The sequence below is a fragment of the Marinobacter sp. JSM 1782161 genome, from assembly GCF_011421605.1.
In the GTDB taxonomy this organism is placed as follows: domain Bacteria; phylum Pseudomonadota; class Gammaproteobacteria; order Pseudomonadales; family Oleiphilaceae; genus Marinobacter_A; species Marinobacter_A bohaiensis.
The window spans coordinates 125547-141991 of sequence record NZ_WSSA01000005.1 but is presented as its reverse complement, the minus strand read 5'-3'; the positions used below and the strand labels follow the sequence as shown (position 1 = coordinate 141991).

The 16445-nt window shown below is 62.3% G+C and carries 18 protein-coding genes; 12 read left to right on the top strand and 6 right to left on the bottom strand.

The features are described from left to right. Nucleotides 1-56 precede the first annotated feature (56 nt). A complete protein-coding gene (locus GQB00_RS19825) occupies nucleotides 57-383 on the top strand; it encodes a DUF2782 domain-containing protein (protein WP_165857555.1) in 327 nt (108 codons plus the stop codon). A gap of 3 nt (nucleotides 384-386) precedes the next feature. Here the strand turns inward: GQB00_RS19825 and GQB00_RS21765 are convergent, their stop codons facing one another. After that, nucleotides 387-827 carry a fibronectin type III domain-containing protein gene (locus GQB00_RS21765; RefSeq protein WP_207950881.1) on the bottom strand — a complete coding sequence of 147 codons (441 nt, stop codon included), beginning with the start codon at nucleotides 825-827 and terminating at the stop codon, nucleotides 387-389. Between the two features lie 382 nt (nucleotides 828-1209). On the opposite strand from GQB00_RS21765, the gene GQB00_RS19815 reads away from it, so the two are divergent. After that, nucleotides 1210-1632, top strand: coding sequence for a hypothetical protein (locus GQB00_RS19815; protein WP_111498065.1), 423 nt, complete (start codon nucleotides 1210-1212; stop codon nucleotides 1630-1632). 104 nt (nucleotides 1633-1736) lie between these two features. On the opposite strand, the gene GQB00_RS19810 is transcribed toward GQB00_RS19815, so the two are convergent. Both GQB00_RS19810 and pyrE read right to left on the bottom strand, forming a co-directional pair. Further along, a complete protein-coding gene (locus GQB00_RS19810; protein ID WP_165857554.1) occupies nucleotides 1737-2390 on the bottom strand; it encodes a DUF4124 domain-containing protein in 654 nt (217 codons plus the stop codon). Between the two features lie 97 nt (nucleotides 2391-2487). Next, nucleotides 2488-3126 (bottom strand): orotate phosphoribosyltransferase, encoded by a 639-nt coding sequence (pyrE, locus tag GQB00_RS19805; RefSeq protein ID WP_111498063.1) that lies wholly within the window; start codon nucleotides 3124-3126, stop codon nucleotides 2488-2490. Nucleotides 3127-3207: 81 nt separating this feature from the next. On the opposite strand from pyrE, the gene GQB00_RS19800 reads away from it, so the two are divergent. Continuing rightward, nucleotides 3208-4017: an exodeoxyribonuclease III gene (locus tag GQB00_RS19800; RefSeq protein ID WP_111498062.1), complete on the top strand. Its 810-nt coding sequence runs from the start codon at nucleotides 3208-3210 to the stop codon at nucleotides 4015-4017. A gap of 76 nt (nucleotides 4018-4093) precedes the next feature. Here GQB00_RS19800 and rph read toward each other — a convergent pair whose 3' ends face one another. Continuing rightward, the gene (gene rph / locus GQB00_RS19795) at nucleotides 4094-4810 is read right to left on the bottom strand and encodes a ribonuclease PH (RefSeq protein WP_165857553.1); all 717 of its coding nucleotides are present in this window, start codon (nucleotides 4808-4810) and stop codon (nucleotides 4094-4096) included. A gap of 215 nt (nucleotides 4811-5025) precedes the next feature. On the opposite strand from rph, the gene GQB00_RS19790 reads away from it, so the two are divergent. The 5 genes from GQB00_RS19790 to GQB00_RS19770 all read left to right on the top strand — a co-directional run bounded on the left by GQB00_RS19790 (nucleotide 5026) and on the right by GQB00_RS19770 (nucleotide 9860). Next, complete coding sequence (locus GQB00_RS19790; protein WP_165857552.1) at nucleotides 5026-5892, top strand: YicC/YloC family endoribonuclease; 867 nt, start codon at nucleotides 5026-5028, stop codon at nucleotides 5890-5892. Nucleotides 5893-6032: 140 nt separating this feature from the next. Further along, complete coding sequence (gmk, locus tag GQB00_RS19785; protein ID WP_165857551.1) at nucleotides 6033-6680, top strand: guanylate kinase; 648 nt, start codon at nucleotides 6033-6035, stop codon at nucleotides 6678-6680. An 87-nt stretch (nucleotides 6681-6767) separates the two neighbouring features. Next, nucleotides 6768-6980 carry a DNA-directed RNA polymerase subunit omega gene (rpoZ, locus tag GQB00_RS19780; RefSeq protein WP_111498058.1) on the top strand — a complete coding sequence of 71 codons (213 nt, stop codon included), beginning with the start codon at nucleotides 6768-6770 and terminating at the stop codon, nucleotides 6978-6980. Between the two features lie 202 nt (nucleotides 6981-7182). Beyond that, on the top strand, nucleotides 7183-9357 hold the full coding sequence (locus GQB00_RS19775; RefSeq protein WP_111498158.1) for a RelA/SpoT family protein: 2175 nt from the start codon (nucleotides 7183-7185) through the stop codon (nucleotides 9355-9357). A gap of 116 nt (nucleotides 9358-9473) precedes the next feature. Beyond that, on the top strand, nucleotides 9474-9860 hold the full coding sequence (locus GQB00_RS19770) for a RidA family protein (RefSeq protein ID WP_111498057.1): 387 nt from the start codon (nucleotides 9474-9476) through the stop codon (nucleotides 9858-9860). On the opposite strand, the gene GQB00_RS19765 is transcribed toward GQB00_RS19770, so the two are convergent. Further along, nucleotides 9844-10716 carry an NAD-dependent epimerase/dehydratase family protein gene (locus tag GQB00_RS19765; protein WP_165857550.1) on the bottom strand — a complete coding sequence of 291 codons (873 nt, stop codon included), beginning with the start codon at nucleotides 10714-10716 and terminating at the stop codon, nucleotides 9844-9846. The two genes, GQB00_RS19770 and GQB00_RS19765, sit on opposite strands and share 17 nt — an antisense overlap. Before the next feature lie 76 nt (nucleotides 10717-10792). Between GQB00_RS19765 and GQB00_RS19760 the strand changes: the two genes are divergently transcribed. The 4 genes from GQB00_RS19760 (at nucleotide 10793) to GQB00_RS19745 (ending at nucleotide 15767) form a co-directional block, all read left to right on the top strand. Beyond that, a complete protein-coding gene (locus GQB00_RS19760) occupies nucleotides 10793-11758 on the top strand; it encodes a hydrogen peroxide-inducible genes activator (protein WP_111498055.1) in 966 nt (321 codons plus the stop codon). A gap of 4 nt (nucleotides 11759-11762) precedes the next feature. After that, entirely contained in the window at nucleotides 11763-13838 is a 2076-nt protein-coding gene (recG, locus tag GQB00_RS19755; protein ID WP_111498054.1) for an ATP-dependent DNA helicase RecG, read from the top strand. Nucleotides 13839-13897: 59 nt separating this feature from the next. Beyond that, a complete protein-coding gene (locus GQB00_RS19750) occupies nucleotides 13898-15271 on the top strand; it encodes an HDOD domain-containing protein (RefSeq protein WP_111498053.1) in 1374 nt (457 codons plus the stop codon). Between the two features lie 211 nt (nucleotides 15272-15482). Continuing rightward, nucleotides 15483-15767 (top strand): hypothetical protein, encoded by a 285-nt coding sequence (locus GQB00_RS19745; RefSeq protein ID WP_165857549.1) that lies wholly within the window; start codon nucleotides 15483-15485, stop codon nucleotides 15765-15767. A 203-nt stretch (nucleotides 15768-15970) separates the two neighbouring features. On the opposite strand, the gene GQB00_RS19740 is transcribed toward GQB00_RS19745, so the two are convergent. Further along, entirely contained in the window at nucleotides 15971-16432 is a 462-nt protein-coding gene (locus GQB00_RS19740) for a DUF2489 domain-containing protein (protein WP_165857548.1), read from the bottom strand. Nucleotides 16433-16445: the final 13 nt, after the last annotated feature.

Sequence of the window (16445 nt, the reverse complement as noted above, 5' to 3'; positions counted from 1 at the left end):
CCTGGGATGTGTAAATCTCAGAGAACAATCAAGGATTTCAGGATGCCAAGGTTAACATGAAAAAAACGATCCCCCTCGTGATTGCATTGGTGATCGCATCGTTCAGCCTGATAGCGGCCGCCCAGGAAGACGGCGCGTCGTCGTCCGCCCCGGTGCGGGCGTCTGAATACCAGGCCGCGTCTCCGGACGAACCCCAGGTGGTGATTCGTCCAGGCAAGGAAGCCACCTACTACGAGTACCGCGTGAACGGCCAGCTCAGGGAAATCCGGGTGGAGCCCAAGGTGGGCCCCGTCTACTACCTGGTTCCGGCCGACGGCGGTGGCTTCATCCGGCAGGACGGCTCCCAGCTCGTGGTGCCCAAATGGGTCCTGTTCCGCTGGTAGCGATCAGATCACGCTGACCGAGATCACTTCGGAACGCTGGCTTTCCAAGCCGTCGGTGTCCAGGGTGGTCACGGAGAACTCGTACTGCCCCGGTTCGAAAGCCTTTAAGGGGTATTGGGTTCTGTCCGAGCCGCTTACCTTGATGGAGCGGTAGCCACTCTGGTGCTTGAGCTTGTAGTAAATCCGATAGCCGCTGATTTCCCCCACATACAGTTTACTGCCGTCAGCCCGGGTGGCGGGCGCCGTCCAGCGCAGTTTGGAAGAGACTGTGGCCTCGCTGGCTGCAGAACTTCCGCTTGATCCCGAATTCGACGTGCTGTCCGAGGTTTTGCTGGAGCTATCGGAAGATGACCCGCCGCCGTTGCAGCCGGCAAGCAGGAGCGTGACAGAAATAAAACACAGGGCGATGACGTGCCGGGCCCGGCAAGGATTTGAATAGGACATTGATATACCTGACGTTTCTCTAATAGATGATGGCTCGCTTTAGCGAGTTCTTTTTAGAGAGGCACAGCGGAGTAGGCTCCATCCTCACAAGTCCTTTGCCGCCTCATTATGCGAATGAGATTGAGACTCACAAGTGAACATTTCGTCAGTTTTTTTATGATATGGAGTCACGTTTCTTGCAGGGTCTCTGGGGTTTTTTCGGAAAAAGCTTTGGTGACAAATAACTAGGGCGTCCCGGTTGTCTCGGCGGTCGAATGGAACCCTAGTATGAATATTCTAATTTTTGCGATTAACGTCCGTGGTGTTATCCGGAAAAGGCGTCAGGCACGCCTCCGTCAATCTCTCAATCAATCTGCAGTCAAAGCAATGGAGAGGCACCACAATGGGTAAACTGAAAAGCTATCAGGAACAGATTCAGGAGATGGTCGAGAAGGGCATTAATGCGGCGGAAGAGCGTCAGAAGAAGCTGTCGTCCAAGCCGTTCGAATATGCCGAAAAGCTGGAATCCGAAGCCCGCGAGTACAGCGTCAAGTCGCTGCGCAAGCGTTACGACGGCTACAGCGAGAACCTGTTCGAGCAGCTTCGCAGCCTGAACAGCCGTTTCGGTAACTTTGCGTCGGAAATGGTGGCCAGGGTCGAGAAGGAAACCGCAGAGGGCGCTGAAGCGGTGTCCGAGGCCGCGGACGAAGTGTCCGATCAGGCCAAGTCGGTGAAGAAATCCGCCACTTCAACGGCGAAGAAGTCGACCAGCACGGCCCGTAAGAGCACCGCACGCAAGTCGACCTCGACCACCACCTCCGCCTGATCGCCGAGTGGGTTGGCCAGAACAGAAAGGGTCGCTTCGGCGACCCTTTTTAATACCTGCTTGCCTTTATACCCGCGTGCCGCGAGTGCGACTCCGACTCCGGCTTATTCCGTCGCGCGGGTCTCCGCGGTGTGCAGTTCGACGGTTCGGGATTCCCCGGTGATCTGTTCCAGGCGCTGGATCTTGGCCTCGTAGGATTCGCGGATTTTGGCGGTTTCCTGATCCTGCTTGTTGATCTCCTGCTCCAGCTCGCGTTTCTGGGACTGCAGTCGTTCAATGCGGGTTTTCAGGTTATCCGGAATCTTGCGTCCGGCCCGTTCCAGGTCCGCTGCCTTGCCCTGCTGTTCCTCCAGCTGACTGTCGATCACAGCGATGTTGCCGCGTTTGAGCTGCACCAGGCTGTGGCGTTCCTGCAGCTTGCGGTTCAGGGCGCGCACGGCGTCGTCCGGATGGCTGTAGATGCGCAGCAGCTCTTCGTCCGCCTCCCGCTGGCGTTCAGCCGCCTGTTTGCGCTGCTCGGCCTGGGCGCGGGCTTTCAGTTCCTCTTCCGTTGGTGCCGGAGGCACCACTTTGACCACGCGACCCTGCGAGTTGAGGACTTCGTAGCCGTGTTTGGTGGCGTCGGACGGCACAGTGTTGCTCATCACCATGCGGCCGTTGTCGTCCTTGTAGCGATACATGGTCGATGCCAGCGCCGACGAAGCGCCGAAAACGCCGCAAAAGAGGAGTGCAAAGGTAAGGGAGGAGGGGTGTCTCATAGACTGCTTGGTCACCGTTTGGTTGGCCTCGGCTGAGCATAGCGGGCGAATCGCCGGCCTGGCAACAGGCCGTGCCCGGCGAAGCCCTGAATTGCGATCAGATGCCGAATTCCTCGCGGTAGGTCGCTACTTTGCGCGCGTTCTCCTGGAAATCCGGACGATCCGCCAGATAACTGATTACCTGGTCCAGCTGGATGATGCTTGTGACCGGCAGCTTGTAATCCCGTTCCACTTCCTGGATGGCCGACAGCTCACTCTGGCCCCGCTCCTGCCGATCCAGGGCGATCAGTACGCCCGCAGGCTCGGCGCCGGCTTCGTGAATGATGTCGATGGACTCGCGGATCGCGGTCCCGGCGGTGATGACGTCGTCAATGATCAGCACTTTGCCCTTTAATGGTGCGCCGACAATGTTGCCGCCCTCTCCGTGATCTTTTTTCTCTTTCCGGTTGAACGCGTAGGGCCGGTCGTCGCCGGTTTCCGCCAGGGACATCGCCGTCGCTGCGGCCAACGGTATGCCCTTATAGGCAGGTCCGAAAAGAATGTCATAATTCAGGCCGCTATTTTGCAGGGCAGACGCATAGGCACGCCCGAGCTGAAGCAAATCCGACCCCGTATTGAACAGGCCTGCATTGAAGAAGTAGGGACTCTTGCGTCCGGACTTGAGGGTGAACTCCCCAAAACGGAGGACGTCCCGACGGATGGCAAATTCGATGAAATCGCGTTGATAGTCGTGCATGGCAAGGTATCTGGAAGGGTTGGATTCTTTCAAAAAGGCGTAAAAACGGTATCATACACACAAACGTTTCAGGGAACATCTATGCGGGTAGTATCGATCAGCGTCAACGGCCTGGCACAGGCGATTGACCGTGGTTTTTTTGACTGGCTGGCGGGCCAGGATGCAGACGTGGTCTGTGTCCAGGATCATCGCATGCGGGTCTACGAATTCGACGATCCCCGCTATGTCCCCGAAGGCTACGAAGCGTATTTCATCGACGGCGAGGAAACCGAGTACGGCGGCGTCGGTATCTATACCCGCCACTTCCCGAAAGCCATCATCTACGGTTTCGGCAACGAGATCTCCGACCGCGAGGGCCGCTTCATCCAGGCGGACTTCGACAAGGTCAGTGTGGCCTCGGTGCTGGCGCCCAACGCCCTGGGCCGCGAGGAAGAGTTGCTGGGCGACGGCAACGACCTGACCATGCTGGATCACAAGGACGCCTTCATGGAAGGCTACGGCCAGCACATGCAGAAGACCCTGCGCAAGCGCCGGCAGTTCATCTTTGGTGCCAACCTGCAGACCGCGCATCATGTGACCGACACCAGTCCCCGTTACCACAAACTGGACGTGTCCGGTTTCCTGCCCCATGAGAGGGCATGGCTGGACCGCCTGTTCGACGAGCTGGGCGCGGTTGATGCGTTCCGCGAGGTCAACAAGGACGGCGACCAGTTCACCTGGTGGCCTGAGTGGGCCGAAGGCTGGCGTCAGCACGCCGGCTGGCGCACCGATTACCAGCTGGCCACGCCGGGCATCCGCAAGACGATCCAGAATGCCTGGATCGATGACGAGACCCGTTTCTCCGACCACGCGCCGCTGATCATCGATTACGACATCGACATCGGTTTCTGATCCGGCGTCGAGTCGGCGGATCCTCCAAAAGAAAAGGCCAGCGTTTGCTGGCCTTTTTGCGTTCCGGAGCCGGGGTTTATTCGGCCAGGGCGGCGTTCTGCAGCTCAAACAGGTGGTTGATGCCCTGCTTGGCGAGCGACAGCATGCTGTCGAGTTCGTCCTGGGCGAAGGGGGCGCCTTCCGCCGTGCCCTGAATCTCGATGAAACCGCCCTGGTCGGTCATGATGACGTTCATGTCGGTTTCCGCCGCCGAGTCTTCCGGGTAGTCCAGGTCCACCACGATGGCGCCTTCGTACACGCCCACGGAGATGGCGCCGACCATCTGTACTAGCGGCGTGGCCTTCAGGCGGCCTTCCTTGACCAGGTGATTGAGCGCGTCCACCAGAGCCACGCAGCCGCCGGTGATCGCCGCGGTGCGGGTGCCGCCGTCGGCCTGGATGACGTCACAATCGATGGTGATGGTGTGCTCGCCCAGTTTGGTCAGGTCCACGGCCGCGCGCAGTGAGCGACCGATCAGGCGCTGGATTTCCACGGTGCGTCCGCCCTGCTTGCCACGGGCGGCTTCACGGCCCATCCGGCTGCCCGTCGAACGCGGCAGCATGCCGTATTCGGCGGTGATCCAGCCTTTGCCACTGCCTTTGAGGAAGCGGGGTACGTTGTTGTCGACGGAAGCCGTGCAAATGACTTTGGTATCGCCGAATTCGATCAGGACCGAGCCTTCCGCGTGCTTGGTGTAGTTGCGTGTGATGCGGATGTCACGAGTCTGTTCTGGAGCGCGTCCACTGGGTCGCATAGCGATTCCTGTACTGATTGGGTGGAGGGTGTTGGCCGGCCATCGCCGGGAGGCGGACCGGTCCCGTGAAATAGCCGTTCAGTGTAACATGGAGGAACCAGGATGGCGTCGGTGGCTCGACGTTCGGGCAAGTGTGGTGCCGGATGCCCGTTTCCTGTCCATTTCACGAACAGGGCACTAGAATACAGCCATTCCAACGACAGGCCGGAGTTCACATGATCAGGAGTATGACCGCGTTCGCGCGCAAGGACACCGAAGGAGAGTGGGGCAGCCTCACCTGTGAAATCCGTGCGGTCAACCATCGTTACCTGGAGCCGGCGTTTCGCCTGCCGGAGCCGCTGCGGGAACTGGAGAACGGCTTCCGGGAAACCCTGCGCAAGCGGCTGGGCCGTGGCAAGGTGGAGATCGGGCTGCGTCTGCAGCTGGCGGACGACGCCACCGGTGGCCTCACGGTGAACCAGGCCCTGGCCGAAGAGCTCAACGACGCCGCCAATCACATCAACCGCATCCTCGATAACCCGGCCCACATCAATGCGCTGGATATCCTGCGCTGGCCCGGTGTGCTGCAGTCCGGCGAGCGCGACCTGGAGCCGGTCAAGGAAGCGGCGCAGGCCCTGTTTGCCGAGACCGTGGACGAGCTGGTCGGCGTCCGCGAGCGCGAAGGTGAGCGCCTGCGTCCGCTGTTCGAGGAGCGGCTGCAGGAGATCACGGATTCGGTCAGTCAGGTTCGCAAGCGCATGCCCGAACTGCTTGAGCAGCAGTCCGACAGTCTGCGCGAGCGTTTCGAGGCGGCGAAAGTGGAGCTGGACCCGGACCGCCTGGCCCAGGAAATGGTCGTGCTGGCGCAGAAGTCCGACGTGGCCGAAGAGCTGGACCGGCTCGATACCCACGTCAGCGAAGTGCGCCAGACCCTGTCCGGCGACAAGCCCATTGGTCGCCGCCTGGATTTTCTGATGCAGGAGCTGAACCGCGAGGCCAATACCCTGAGCAGTAAGTCGATCGACGCGGAAGTCACCCGCGTGGCGGTCGACCTCAAGGTCCTGATTGAGCAGATGCGCGAGCAGGTGCAGAACCTCGAGTAAGCCATTTCGCTGCCGATGGGTGCCGGATCGCGGCAATCTCCGTATAATGCGGCGCCTGTTATCCATGAAACCCCTATGACAACGAAGCCGCGGACGCATGCGCCGGCGGCTTCGAAGCGAAATTTCCGGAGTTGTACGTCATGAGTCAGGTCGCAGAGAAGGGCACCCTGTATGTGATTTCTGCGCCGTCCGGTGCCGGCAAGACCAGCCTGGTGGCTGAGATGCTGGCCCGGGACAGCAAACTGGGCGTGTCCGTGTCCCATACCACGCGGCCCATGCGCCAGGGTGAGCAGGATGGCGTGAACTACCACTTCACCAGCCGCGACGAGTTCGAGGCGATGATCGGCCGCGACGATTTCCTGGAGCACGCCGATGTTTTCGGCAACTACTACGGCACCTCCCAGGTGTGGGTGGAAGAGACCCTGGACAAGGGGCAGGACGTGATCCTCGAAATCGACTGGCAGGGCGCCGTACAGGTCCGCCGACAGTTGCCGGATTGCGTCAGCATCTTCATTGTGCCGCCGTCGCCGGAAGCCCTGCGGGACCGTCTGACTGGCCGTGGCCAGGACGAGCCGGAGGTCATCGAGCGGCGTCTGCGGGAAGCGGCGGAAGAATGCAGCCACGCCCTGGAATTCGACTACCTGGTGGTCAACGATGCCTTCGAGGTGGCCCTGGAAGAGCTGCTTTCGATCGTCCGTACCCAGCGCCTGCGGGTCGAGAACCAGGAGCGGCGCCACGCCGATCTGCTGGCGGCGCTGGTTTCCGGTGGTTCGGCGTATACAAATTGAGCATTTCCATTTATACTGCGCGGTCTGCTTCGGGGCGGCTCCGCCCGGCCGGGCAACCAGTTATCCAATTACTTTTTCGGGGAAGTTATGGCACGAGTCACTGTTGAAGACTGTCTGGATCACGTCGATAACCGTTTTGAGCTGGTTATGCTGGCGACCAAACGGGCTCGTCAGATTTCAACCAAGGGCCACGAGCCGATGGTTCCTGAGGAAAACGATAAGCCAACCGTTCTGGCCCTGCGCGAAATCGCCGAGGGCAAGGTCGACAACGCGTTGGTCGAGCAGGACGACGACGAGTAAGCGTCTCCGCTTCAGCCCCGTCAGTACGGGGCTTGCGGCTAATGCCGCATTGAAATCTGCGCCACGGCTCTTATAGTAGGAGTTGAGGGGCTGCTTCAGGCAGCTCCGGCAGGGCAAAGGAAGACCCGGGTGTGACTGCATTCGGGTTTTTTTGTCGGTGATTCATTCGGACCTGGCGGTCCATGTCGTCTCCGGAGGCGCAGTGTCAGCAGAGGCTCCAGCGCTTACATCCGTCGAAACACTGGCGGATCAGCTGAGTACCTACCTTGACCGGCCCCGCATCAATCAGGTGCGGCGGGCCTACTATTACGCCGAGCAGGCCCACGAAGGCCAGATGCGCCGTTCCGGCGAAGCCTACATTACTCATCCGCTGGCGGTGGCCGGCATCCTGGCGGACATGAAGCTCGATCACCAGAGCCTGATGGCGGCCATGCTGCATGACGTCATCGAGGATACCGGCATTCCCAAGGACGCCCTGTCCGAACAGTTCGGGGAACCGGTGGCGGACCTGGTGGACGGTGTCTCCAAGCTGACCCAGATCGAATTCCGCTCCCGCGCTGAAGCCCAGGCCGAGAACTTCCAGAAGATGACCCTGGCCATGGCCCGGGATATCCGCGTGATCCTGGTGAAGCTGGCGGACCGCCTGCACAACATGCGCACGCTCGGGCACATGTCCTACGAAAAGCGCCAGCGTATTGCGACCGAGACCCTGGACATCTACGCGCCGATCGCCAACCGTCTGGGCATGCACACCCTGTGTACCGAGCTGGAGGACCTGGGCTTCTCGTTCCTGTATCCAATGCGTTCGCGCTACATCTCCAAGGCGGTGGAGACCCTGCGCGGCAGTCATCGTGAGATCATCGAGGAGATCCGCGGCAGGCTGGAGGAAAAACTGCATGAGCGCGGCCTGCCAGGGCGAATCATGGGGCGCGAGAAGCACTTGAACAGCATCTACAACAAGATGAAGTTCAAGCACAAATCCTTCCATGAAATCATGGATGTCTACGCCTTCCGCATCATCACCGACTCCACCGACGACTGTTACCGCATCCTCGGCGCCGTTCACAGCCTCTACAAACCCCTTCCCGGACGCTTCAAGGACTACATTGCCATGCCCAAGGCCAATGGCTACCAGTCCCTGCACACGACGCTGTTCGGTATGCACGTGAACATCGAGATCCAGATCCGTACCGAGGAGATGGAGCACATCGCCAACAACGGGATCGCCGCCCACTGGCTCTACAAGAACGACAACTCGTCGGTGCTGGAGGTCAGCCAGCGGCGGGTGGATCGCTGGGTCAAGGGCCTGATGGAGATGCGCGAGCGGGCCGATGATTCGCTGGAATTCATCGAGCACGTGAAGGTCGACCTGTTCCCGGACGAGATCTACGTGTTCACGCCCAAGGGCAAGATCCTGGAGCTGCCCGGTGGCGCCACGCCCATCGATTTCGCCTACGCCATCCATACTGATATCGGCAACGCCTGCGTCGCCTGCCGCATCAACCGCAACCTGGGCTCGCTGAGCCAGCCGCTGCAGAGTGGCCAGACGGTGGAAATCATCACCGCGCCGGGCGCCCGCCCCAATCCGGCCTGGCTGGGTTTCGTGGTGACCGGCAAGGCGCGCAGCAGCATCCGTCATTTCCTCAAGTACCAGAAGAAGGCGGAATCCCTGGAACTGGGCAAGACGCTGCTCAAGAAATCCCTGGCCGGTTTTGGCCACAAGCTGGGGGACATCGACGACTCCCAGCGTCAGCGGGTGTGCAAGCATAATCAGGTGGGCAGTTTTGACGACCTGCTCAGCGATATCGGTCTGGGCAACCGCATGGCCTATATCGTGGCGCGGCAACTGGTGTCCGACCCGGGCGGGGATGGCCAGCAGCCCGATCACGACGGCTTCGATGTGGTCAACCTGCATCCCTCCGGCGCCGGTCGCGGCACCATGACCATCCAGGGCACCGAAGGCCTGGTGATCCGTTTCGCCGGCTGCTGCAAGCCGATCCCGGGCGATCCGGTGGTGGGCGTCATGGAGTCCGGCACCGGCATGGTTATCCACAGCGACACCTGCCGCAAACTGCCGGAGAAGGGTGCCGACGGTTCGCCGCTGATGCACCTGAAGTGGGCCAAGGACATCACCGACGAGTTCTCGGTGGAGCTTCGGGTGGAGCTGGAGCGCCAGCGAGGTGTCATCGCCGAGGTGGCCAGCGCGGTGTCCATGGCCGACGGCAATATCGAGCGGATCAACGTGGAAGAGCAGAATGCGCGCCTGAGCATCGTCAGCCTGGTGGTCCACGTCAACGGGCGTCGTCATCTGGCCCGGGTCATGCGCCGGGTGCGCAACATCCGCGCGGTAACGCACATTGCCAGGGTCCGCCACTGACCCCTTCGCTTGCCGCCGTGGACAGCGGTTGACAGGAGCGCCTGATCCCGGTGAGGATCTCCGTTTTTCATTAGAAAAGTCCCGCCTCAGGCGGGGTTGTGAGGGCTTTGAAGACGATGACCAATAAATCCGTAATCCAGACCGAAAACGCGCCGGCGGCGATCGGCACCTATTCCCAGGCGGTCAAGGCGGGCGATACCGTTTACCTGTCCGGCCAGATCCCGCTCGATCCGGAGACCATGGACGTGGTCAGCGGTGACATCAGCGTCAGCATCCGCCGGGTGTTCGACAACCTGGCCGCGGTGTGCGAGGCGTCCGGCGGCCAGTTGCAGGACATCGTCAAGCTGAACATCTACCTGACCGATCTGGGTAACTTTGGCACCGTCAACGAAATCATGGCCACCTATTTCCAGGAGCCCTATCCGGCCCGGGCCGCCATCGGCGTGGCCGCGCTGCCCAAGGGCGTGCCGGTGGAAATGGACGCGGTCATGGTGCTGAGCTGAGTTCGCGCAGCATCTCCCCGTAGCCTTCCCGATAGCCGGGATAGCGGAACTCGAAACCGCTGTCCCGCAAGCGTCGGTTGCTGATGCGCTTGCTGCCGGCGCGGGCGCCCCGGCTCGCCTCGCCCTGCGGCGCATCGCATGGTACTTGCTGGCGAACCCAGTCAACGATCTCATCGATACGCACCGGCTCGCAGTCGCTGCCCAGGTAGCGCGGTTCCAGCGGGTTGCCCTGCAGCGACTGACGGATCAGGTGGGCCGCCGCGGCGGCGGCGTCGTCTTCATGAATCCGGTTGGTGAAGGGGCCCGGTGAGGGCGGGTGAATCTTGCCCGACAGCACCGACTGCAGGAAGCGGCGCCGGGTGGGTCCGTAGATCCCGCTGAAACGGATCACCGTCGACGGCCACGGACTGTCGAGCGCCAGGCGTTCGCCTTCCAATAGCCGTTGTCCACTGAACTTCTCCGGTTCCGTGGGGCTGTCTTCGTCGACCCAGCCGTCGTCGTTCTGATGGTAGACGCCGGTACTGGAGACAAACAGCAGCCGGTTCAGCGTCTGGCCGCGCGTCCGCAGTGCCCGGATCAGGTTGCCCAGCCCGGTCACGAACGCGTCCCGGTAGCCGGCATCGTCGTACTGGTTGGGCGTCAGGCAGTAGACGACGGCATCGAGGTCGTCGGGCAACTGTTCCTCCAGAATATCCTCTTCGAGCAGATCGCCGGGCACCGGGATAATATCCCGCGTCAGGGTGTCTACATTGCGTTTGAGACCATAGACCACGGCGTCTGCGGCCAGGTTCACAGCGATGCGGCTGCCCAGGGCACCGCAACCGGCCACAAGAATACGTGGTTCACTGATTGCCATAGTCAATTTCAATCCCTATTCTGTTACTCATTAAAACGCTGTCCTGATCGAGAGCCCAGATTGTCCGGAGTATTCCATGACCCTGACCGAATTACGCTACATCGTCACCCTGGCGCGGGAAAAGCATTTCGGCCGAGCGGCTGAGCGCTGCCACGTCAGCCAGCCTACCCTGAGTGTCGCCGTTAAGAAACTGGAGGATGAACTCGGCGTGCCGCTGTTCGAGCGCAGCAAGAGCAGCATCCGCGTGACCGAGACCGGATCCCAGATCATCGAGCAGGCCCAGCGGGTTCTGGATCAGGTGGGCGTGATCCGCGACATGGCTCAAAACGGCAAGAACCAGCTCAATTCGCCGTTGAAAGTGGGAGCCATTTACACTATCGGCCCCTATCTCTTCCCGCACCTGCTGCCGGAACTGCGCCGCGCCGCGCCGGAGATGCCGCTGTTCATCGAGGAAGGCTACACCGGCGACCTGCGCAAGAAGCTGCGTCAGTCGGAGTTGGACGCCATCATCATCGCGCTGCCGTTCGAAGAGCCGGAAGTGGTGACTCTGCCGCTTTACGACGAACCGTTCGTGGTCCTGCTGCCGGCGGATCACCCGCTGACCCGCGAAGAGTCCCTGTCGCCGGAACAACTGGCCAAGGAACAGCTGCTGCTGCTGGGACCGGGTCACTGTTTCCGGGATCAGGTGCTGGAATCCTGCCCGCCGCTGGAAGACGCCATCGCCGCACGGGTTTCCGGCGCCGCGGCCAAGCCCTCCCTGGTGACCGAAGGCAGTTCCCTGGAAACCATCCGCCACATGGTGGCCTCCGGACTGGGCGTGACCGTGCTGCCCATGTCCGCCGCCACGGCCATGGAGTACCGGGAAGACATCCTGGCGGTACGCCCGTTCAAGGCGCCGGTGCCTTTCCGCACCGTGGCCCTGGCCTGGCGTGTCACGTTCCCGCGGCCCAAGGCCATCGACGTGCTGTCGCTGGCCGCGAGCCAGTGCCGCGTGATCGAGAAGTCCGACAAGGCCCTGCCCGTCTCGGCGGCCTCTGCCTGAGCGGATGGCCTCGCTGGAAGACATCGGCGTCACGACCCTGAAAGGGGTTGGCGCCGCGCTGGCAGGGACGCTGGCGAAACTGGGCATCCACTCGCTGCAGGACCTGCTGTTCCACCTGCCGCACCGCTACGAGGACCGCTCCCGGGTATTGCCCATCGGCGGTCTGCACGTCGGTGACGTGGGCGTGGTCGAGGGCGAAGTGGTCAAGGTCGATATCGTCATGGGGCGTCGCCGCAGCATGCAGGTGACTCTCCGTGATGACTCCGGTTTCCTGGTGCTGCGCTTTTTCCACTTCAATGCCGCCCAGAAAAACCAGCTCAGCGAAGGGACACGGGTACGCTGCTTCGGCGAAGTGCGCCCCGGTCGCGCCGGTTTCGAGTTCTACCACCCCGAATACCAGACCAACCCGCCCCCCATGCCGCCGCCGGACCAGGCCACGTTGACGCCGGTCTACCCGCTGACCGAAGGCATCCAGCAACCGCGTGTGCGCAGCCTTTGCCAGCAGGCCCTTAAGTATCTGGATCGTTATCCGGTGAGAGACTGGCTGCCCGAGTCCCTGCTGGCGGATTTCCAGTTGCCGGACATCAATACCGCTCTGCATCAGGTGCATGCACCACCGGTGGGAGCGCCGGTGCCGGAACTGATCGAGGGGCGCCACCCGGCCCAGCAGCGCCTGGTGATGGAAGAACTACTGGCCCACCAGCTCAGCCTGCTGCGGGTACGAGAGCAGATCCAGGCACGGGAAGCGCTGGCGTTGCTGCGCCAGGGGGATCTGGAAGAGCGTTTCCGCGACCAGTTGCCGTTCCAGCTCACACCGGCCCAGGAGCGCGTCCTGTCCGACGTGCGCCAGGACCTGAGCCAGCCGCTGCCGATGCTCCGCCTGGTGCAGGGGGATGTAGGCTCGGGCAAGACCGTGGTGGCCGCCATTGCGGCGCTGCAGGCGATCTCCGCCGGCGCCCAGGTGGCCCTGATGGCGCCCACCGAAATCCTCGCCGAACAGCACTACCTGAATTTCCACGACTGGCTCGCGCCGCTGGGGCTGGAGCCGGTGTGGTTATCCGGCAAGGTCAAGGGCAAGGCGCGCCAGGCGGCGCTGGAGCGTGTGGCCACCGGCGAGGCACGGATCGTGATCGGCACCCACGCCCTGTTCCAGGGGGACGTTGCCTTCGAGCGTCTGGCGCTGGTGATCGTGGACGAGCAGCACCGTTTCGGCGTGCACCAGCGACTGGCCCTGCGCGAGAAGGGCGCCGCCGGCCAGTTGGCGCCGCACCAGTTGATCATGACCGCCACCCCGATTCCCCGCACCCTGGCGATGAGCGCCTACGCCGACCTGGACACTTCGGTGATCGACGAATTGCCGCCGGGCCGCAAGCCCATCGAGACGATTGCCATCGCCGATGCCCGACGCGAGGAAGTCATCGAGCGAGTGCAAAATGCGTGTAAAGCCGGGCGTCAGGCTTACTGGGTGTGTACACTGATTGAAGAATCCGAGGCGCTGCAGTGCCAGGCGGCGGAAGTCACCGCCGGGGAACTGCGCGAGCGACTGCCCGGTCTGTCGATCGGCCTGGTGCACGGTCGTCTCAAGGCCAGGGAAAAAGCCGACATCATGCAGCGCTTCAAGGACGGCGAGCTGGACCTGCTGGTGGCCACCACGGTCATCGAGGTGGGGGTGGATGTCCCCAACGCGTCCCTGATCATCATCGAGAATCCGGAACGCCTGGGCCTGGCCCAGTTGCACCAGTTGCGCGGCCGGGTGGGGCGCGGGCACGAGGCGAGTTTCTGCGTGCTGATGTATCATCCGCCGCTGTCGAAGAACGGCAAGGCCCGCCTGCAGGTCCTGCGGGACAGTCAGGACGGCTTTGTCATCGCGGAGAAAGATCTGGAAATTCGCGGCCCCGGCGAGGTTCTGGGGACCCGCCAGACCGGCATGATGCAGTTCCGGCTGGCGGATTTCGAGCGGGACAAGGGCTGGATACCGATCATTCGGGAAGCGGCGCCGACGCTGATGGGCGACGCGAACCGGGTCGACGCCCTGATTCGCCGCTGGCTGGGGGAACGCATTCGTTACGGCGATGTCTGATCCGGTGTCCGTTCCCCGGCGTCAATCCGTTTACAGTTAGATCCATTTCGGGGGTAAGCATGGAACTGCCGATTGCAGTTCGGGATGCCCTGCAGGCTGCATCGCAAAGCCAGGGTACGCCACTGTTCGAAATTGTCGAGGCGGAGGCTCAGGACCAGGCCCTGCGCATGGTCCCGCTGGAAGACCACCAAGGTAAGTTGCAGGTGATCTGCCGACGCCAGGACCTGCTCGACATCAATCGCCTGAACACCAAACTGGGGCGGGATCTGCGGATCATCAGCCGCCAGGAACTGCATCGCATCCGCGAGCGCCTCAATGTCCAGCTGCTGCCGGCGCTGCCGTCCCTGACCGGTTGGCCCACCCTGGTGGACGAGGCGGTGGACGGGCTGGAGGTGGTGACCCTGGCCTACGCCGAGGGCGGCCCGCGAATCCAGCTGCCCATCGCCGCGTTCCGGCAGATGACGGCTGGGGCTGGACGTCTGTCGGTGACCACACCCGCCTCGGCGATCCAGGTGAACCTGTCCGATCCCCAGAATGACCGCGCGCAGCTGCACAGTGCCATCGAGCGCTTCACCAACCTGCGGGTGCGCCAGCGCCTGGACGACACACTGGAACTGCCGCCTCTGCCGGAAACGGCTCAGCGCATCATCCATCTGCGGGTCAATCCCAACGCGGTGATGAATGACCTGGTGGATGTTGTCGAGAGCGATCCCAGCCTGGCCGCGCAGGTGGTGAGCTGGGCGTCGTCCTCGTTCTACGCCGCCGCGGGTGAGGTGCGGTCGGTGCACGACGCCATCTCCCGGGTACTGGGTTTCGAGCTGGTGATGAACCTGGCGATGGGCTTGTCCCTGGGCAAGGCGCTCAAGCCGCCGGAGGACGAGCCCGACGGCTACATCGGCTACTGGCAGCAGGCCATCTGGCAGGCCCAGGCCGCCGGCGTGCTGGCCGCGATGATGCGCCGTGGCGAGCGGCCCTCGTTTGGTCTGGCTTATCTTGCCGGTTTGCTGCACAACTTCGGCTACCTGCTGCTCAACCAGGTGTTTCCGCCCCATTTCCGCGCCGTGTGCCGTAATGTGGAAGCCAACGGTCATCTGGATTCGTCGCTGATCGAGCATCACATCCTGGGGCTGAGCCGGGAGCAGATTGGCGCCCAGTTGATGGAAAACTGGGAAATGCCCGACGAAGTCGTGGTGGCCATCCGCCACCAGAAGAATCCGGGGTATGACGGCCCCAATGCCACGTACGCGTCGATCCTGAGCCTGGGGCGCCACCTGCTCATCGAGCGTGGTGTCGGGCTCGGTGCACCGTCCGCGCTGGCCCCATCCATCTACGACGAACTGGGCCTGGACCCGGAAGCGGTTGCCGAGCAGATGGATGCGCTGGTGGAAGACCGCGACAGTATCCTCGCCATGGCCGGCATGATGCAGTCGTGACGGTCGCCCCGGCCCCGTCCGCGGGACCGGGATGCCTTTCTTTTTCGCGCTGATCCGCGATGCACCGTCTTTTCTCCCTTTTGTGGCCGTTTGTCCTGCCTGTTGCTTTATCCGCCTGCCAATTCGATTTCCCTGGTCTACAGTGAAAGTAAAGGAGAATCGATCGGATGCCGGCGTTCAGCCGCGCCGGCCGGTGTGCGGGAGGTTGCTGATGGACACGTTGATCTTCAACTCCAGCAGTATCTTTCATCTGTATCAGCTCGAGTCGCAGTTCCGTCACCGGGGCGGGCGGCATTTCCACCTGGCCGACGCCGACGAGCGACTTGAGCTGCTGCGGCAATGCTCGGCCTCACGGGACCCGGTGGTACAACGCTTTTTCCACGAGTTCTGGGAGCGCCTGGAGCCGGAGCAGATCCGGGCACTCCACGACGAAGGGGTGGTCGCCGAACCGGCTCTGGAGGACGGCGATACGCCGTATCCCCGTTCCGTTACCTAAATTCAGTCAGCGGTTTCAGGATCGCTTACGGCAGGAATCTCCCTGGCCTGCATTCGGGGAGGGTGTTGCGGAGTGCCTGAGGGCTCTGTGGGTCGTGTTTGTGGACGCGATCGACAGGGAGGCACTCCGGTGGTTACTCAGGTTGATCTGCATCTGCGGGTGATTTGCCGGCCGGAATGGCCGGCTTTTTTGTGGCCGCCCGGTCAGTCGTCGAACCGGTGATAGCGAATCGCGGTGGCGGCCCGGCGGATGGCGTCGGCGTGCCTGGTTTCCAGTTCGAAGCGCTGTTCGTCCATCTTGCGAATAAAGTGCGCGGAGGTGTCCTGGCGCGCCTGGTGAGTGGGCATGTGCTGCAGGGCATCGTGCATCTCCTGGAATATCCGGTAGGGAGCTTCGTCCAGAAGCTCCGGGGCCAGGTGATCCAGTAACCCCTTGATGCGCAGGCAGGCTTCGGAGTATTCCACCTGATCCTGCTCCACCGACATGGCCAGCACCCGCACGCTTTCAACCATTTGCTCCCGGCGCGTGTTGTGGAACGCCTCGGCGCGGGCGGCCTGGCGTTCCTGCTGCCGCATCAGGCGGGTGCGCTGCCAGATAAACCGGGCCAGCAGGGCGATGACGACCAGCCCGGCAATAATCAGCACCCATTGAATCCACTGCGGCATGTTTTCCTCCTGC

What these genes read in the sequence shown, in the direction of transcription:
- GQB00_RS19825 (WP_165857555.1), top strand. Translation starts at nt 57, where the DNA reads ATGAAAAAAACGATCCCCCTCGTGATTGCATTGGTGATCGCATCGTTC.
- GQB00_RS21765 (WP_207950881.1), bottom strand. Translation starts at nt 827, where the DNA reads ATGTCCTATTCAAATCCTTGCCGGGCCCGGCACGTCATCGCCCTGTGT.
- GQB00_RS19815 (WP_111498065.1), top strand. Translation starts at nt 1,210, where the DNA reads ATGGGTAAACTGAAAAGCTATCAGGAACAGATTCAGGAGATGGTCGAG.
- GQB00_RS19810 (WP_165857554.1), bottom strand. Translation starts at nt 2,390, where the DNA reads ATGAGACACCCCTCCTCCCTTACCTTTGCACTCCTCTTTTGCGGCGTT.
- pyrE (WP_111498063.1), bottom strand. Translation starts at nt 3,126, where the DNA reads ATGCACGACTATCAACGCGATTTCATCGAATTTGCCATCCGTCGGGAC.
- GQB00_RS19800 (WP_111498062.1), top strand. Translation starts at nt 3,208, where the DNA reads ATGCGGGTAGTATCGATCAGCGTCAACGGCCTGGCACAGGCGATTGAC.
- rph (WP_165857553.1), bottom strand. Translation starts at nt 4,810, where the DNA reads ATGCGACCCAGTGGACGCGCTCCAGAACAGACTCGTGACATCCGCATC.
- GQB00_RS19790 (WP_165857552.1), top strand. Translation starts at nt 5,026, where the DNA reads ATGATCAGGAGTATGACCGCGTTCGCGCGCAAGGACACCGAAGGAGAG.
- gmk (WP_165857551.1), top strand. Translation starts at nt 6,033, where the DNA reads ATGAGTCAGGTCGCAGAGAAGGGCACCCTGTATGTGATTTCTGCGCCG.
- rpoZ (WP_111498058.1), top strand. Translation starts at nt 6,768, where the DNA reads ATGGCACGAGTCACTGTTGAAGACTGTCTGGATCACGTCGATAACCGT.
- GQB00_RS19770 (WP_111498057.1), top strand. Translation starts at nt 9,474, where the DNA reads ATGACCAATAAATCCGTAATCCAGACCGAAAACGCGCCGGCGGCGATC.
- GQB00_RS19765 (WP_165857550.1), bottom strand. Translation starts at nt 10,716, where the DNA reads ATGGCAATCAGTGAACCACGTATTCTTGTGGCCGGTTGCGGTGCCCTG.
- GQB00_RS19760 (WP_111498055.1), top strand. Translation starts at nt 10,793, where the DNA reads ATGACCCTGACCGAATTACGCTACATCGTCACCCTGGCGCGGGAAAAG.
- recG (WP_111498054.1), top strand. Translation starts at nt 11,763, where the DNA reads ATGGCCTCGCTGGAAGACATCGGCGTCACGACCCTGAAAGGGGTTGGC.
- GQB00_RS19750 (WP_111498053.1), top strand. Translation starts at nt 13,898, where the DNA reads ATGGAACTGCCGATTGCAGTTCGGGATGCCCTGCAGGCTGCATCGCAA.
- GQB00_RS19745 (WP_165857549.1), top strand. Translation starts at nt 15,483, where the DNA reads ATGGACACGTTGATCTTCAACTCCAGCAGTATCTTTCATCTGTATCAG.
- GQB00_RS19740 (WP_165857548.1), bottom strand. Translation starts at nt 16,432, where the DNA reads ATGCCGCAGTGGATTCAATGGGTGCTGATTATTGCCGGGCTGGTCGTC.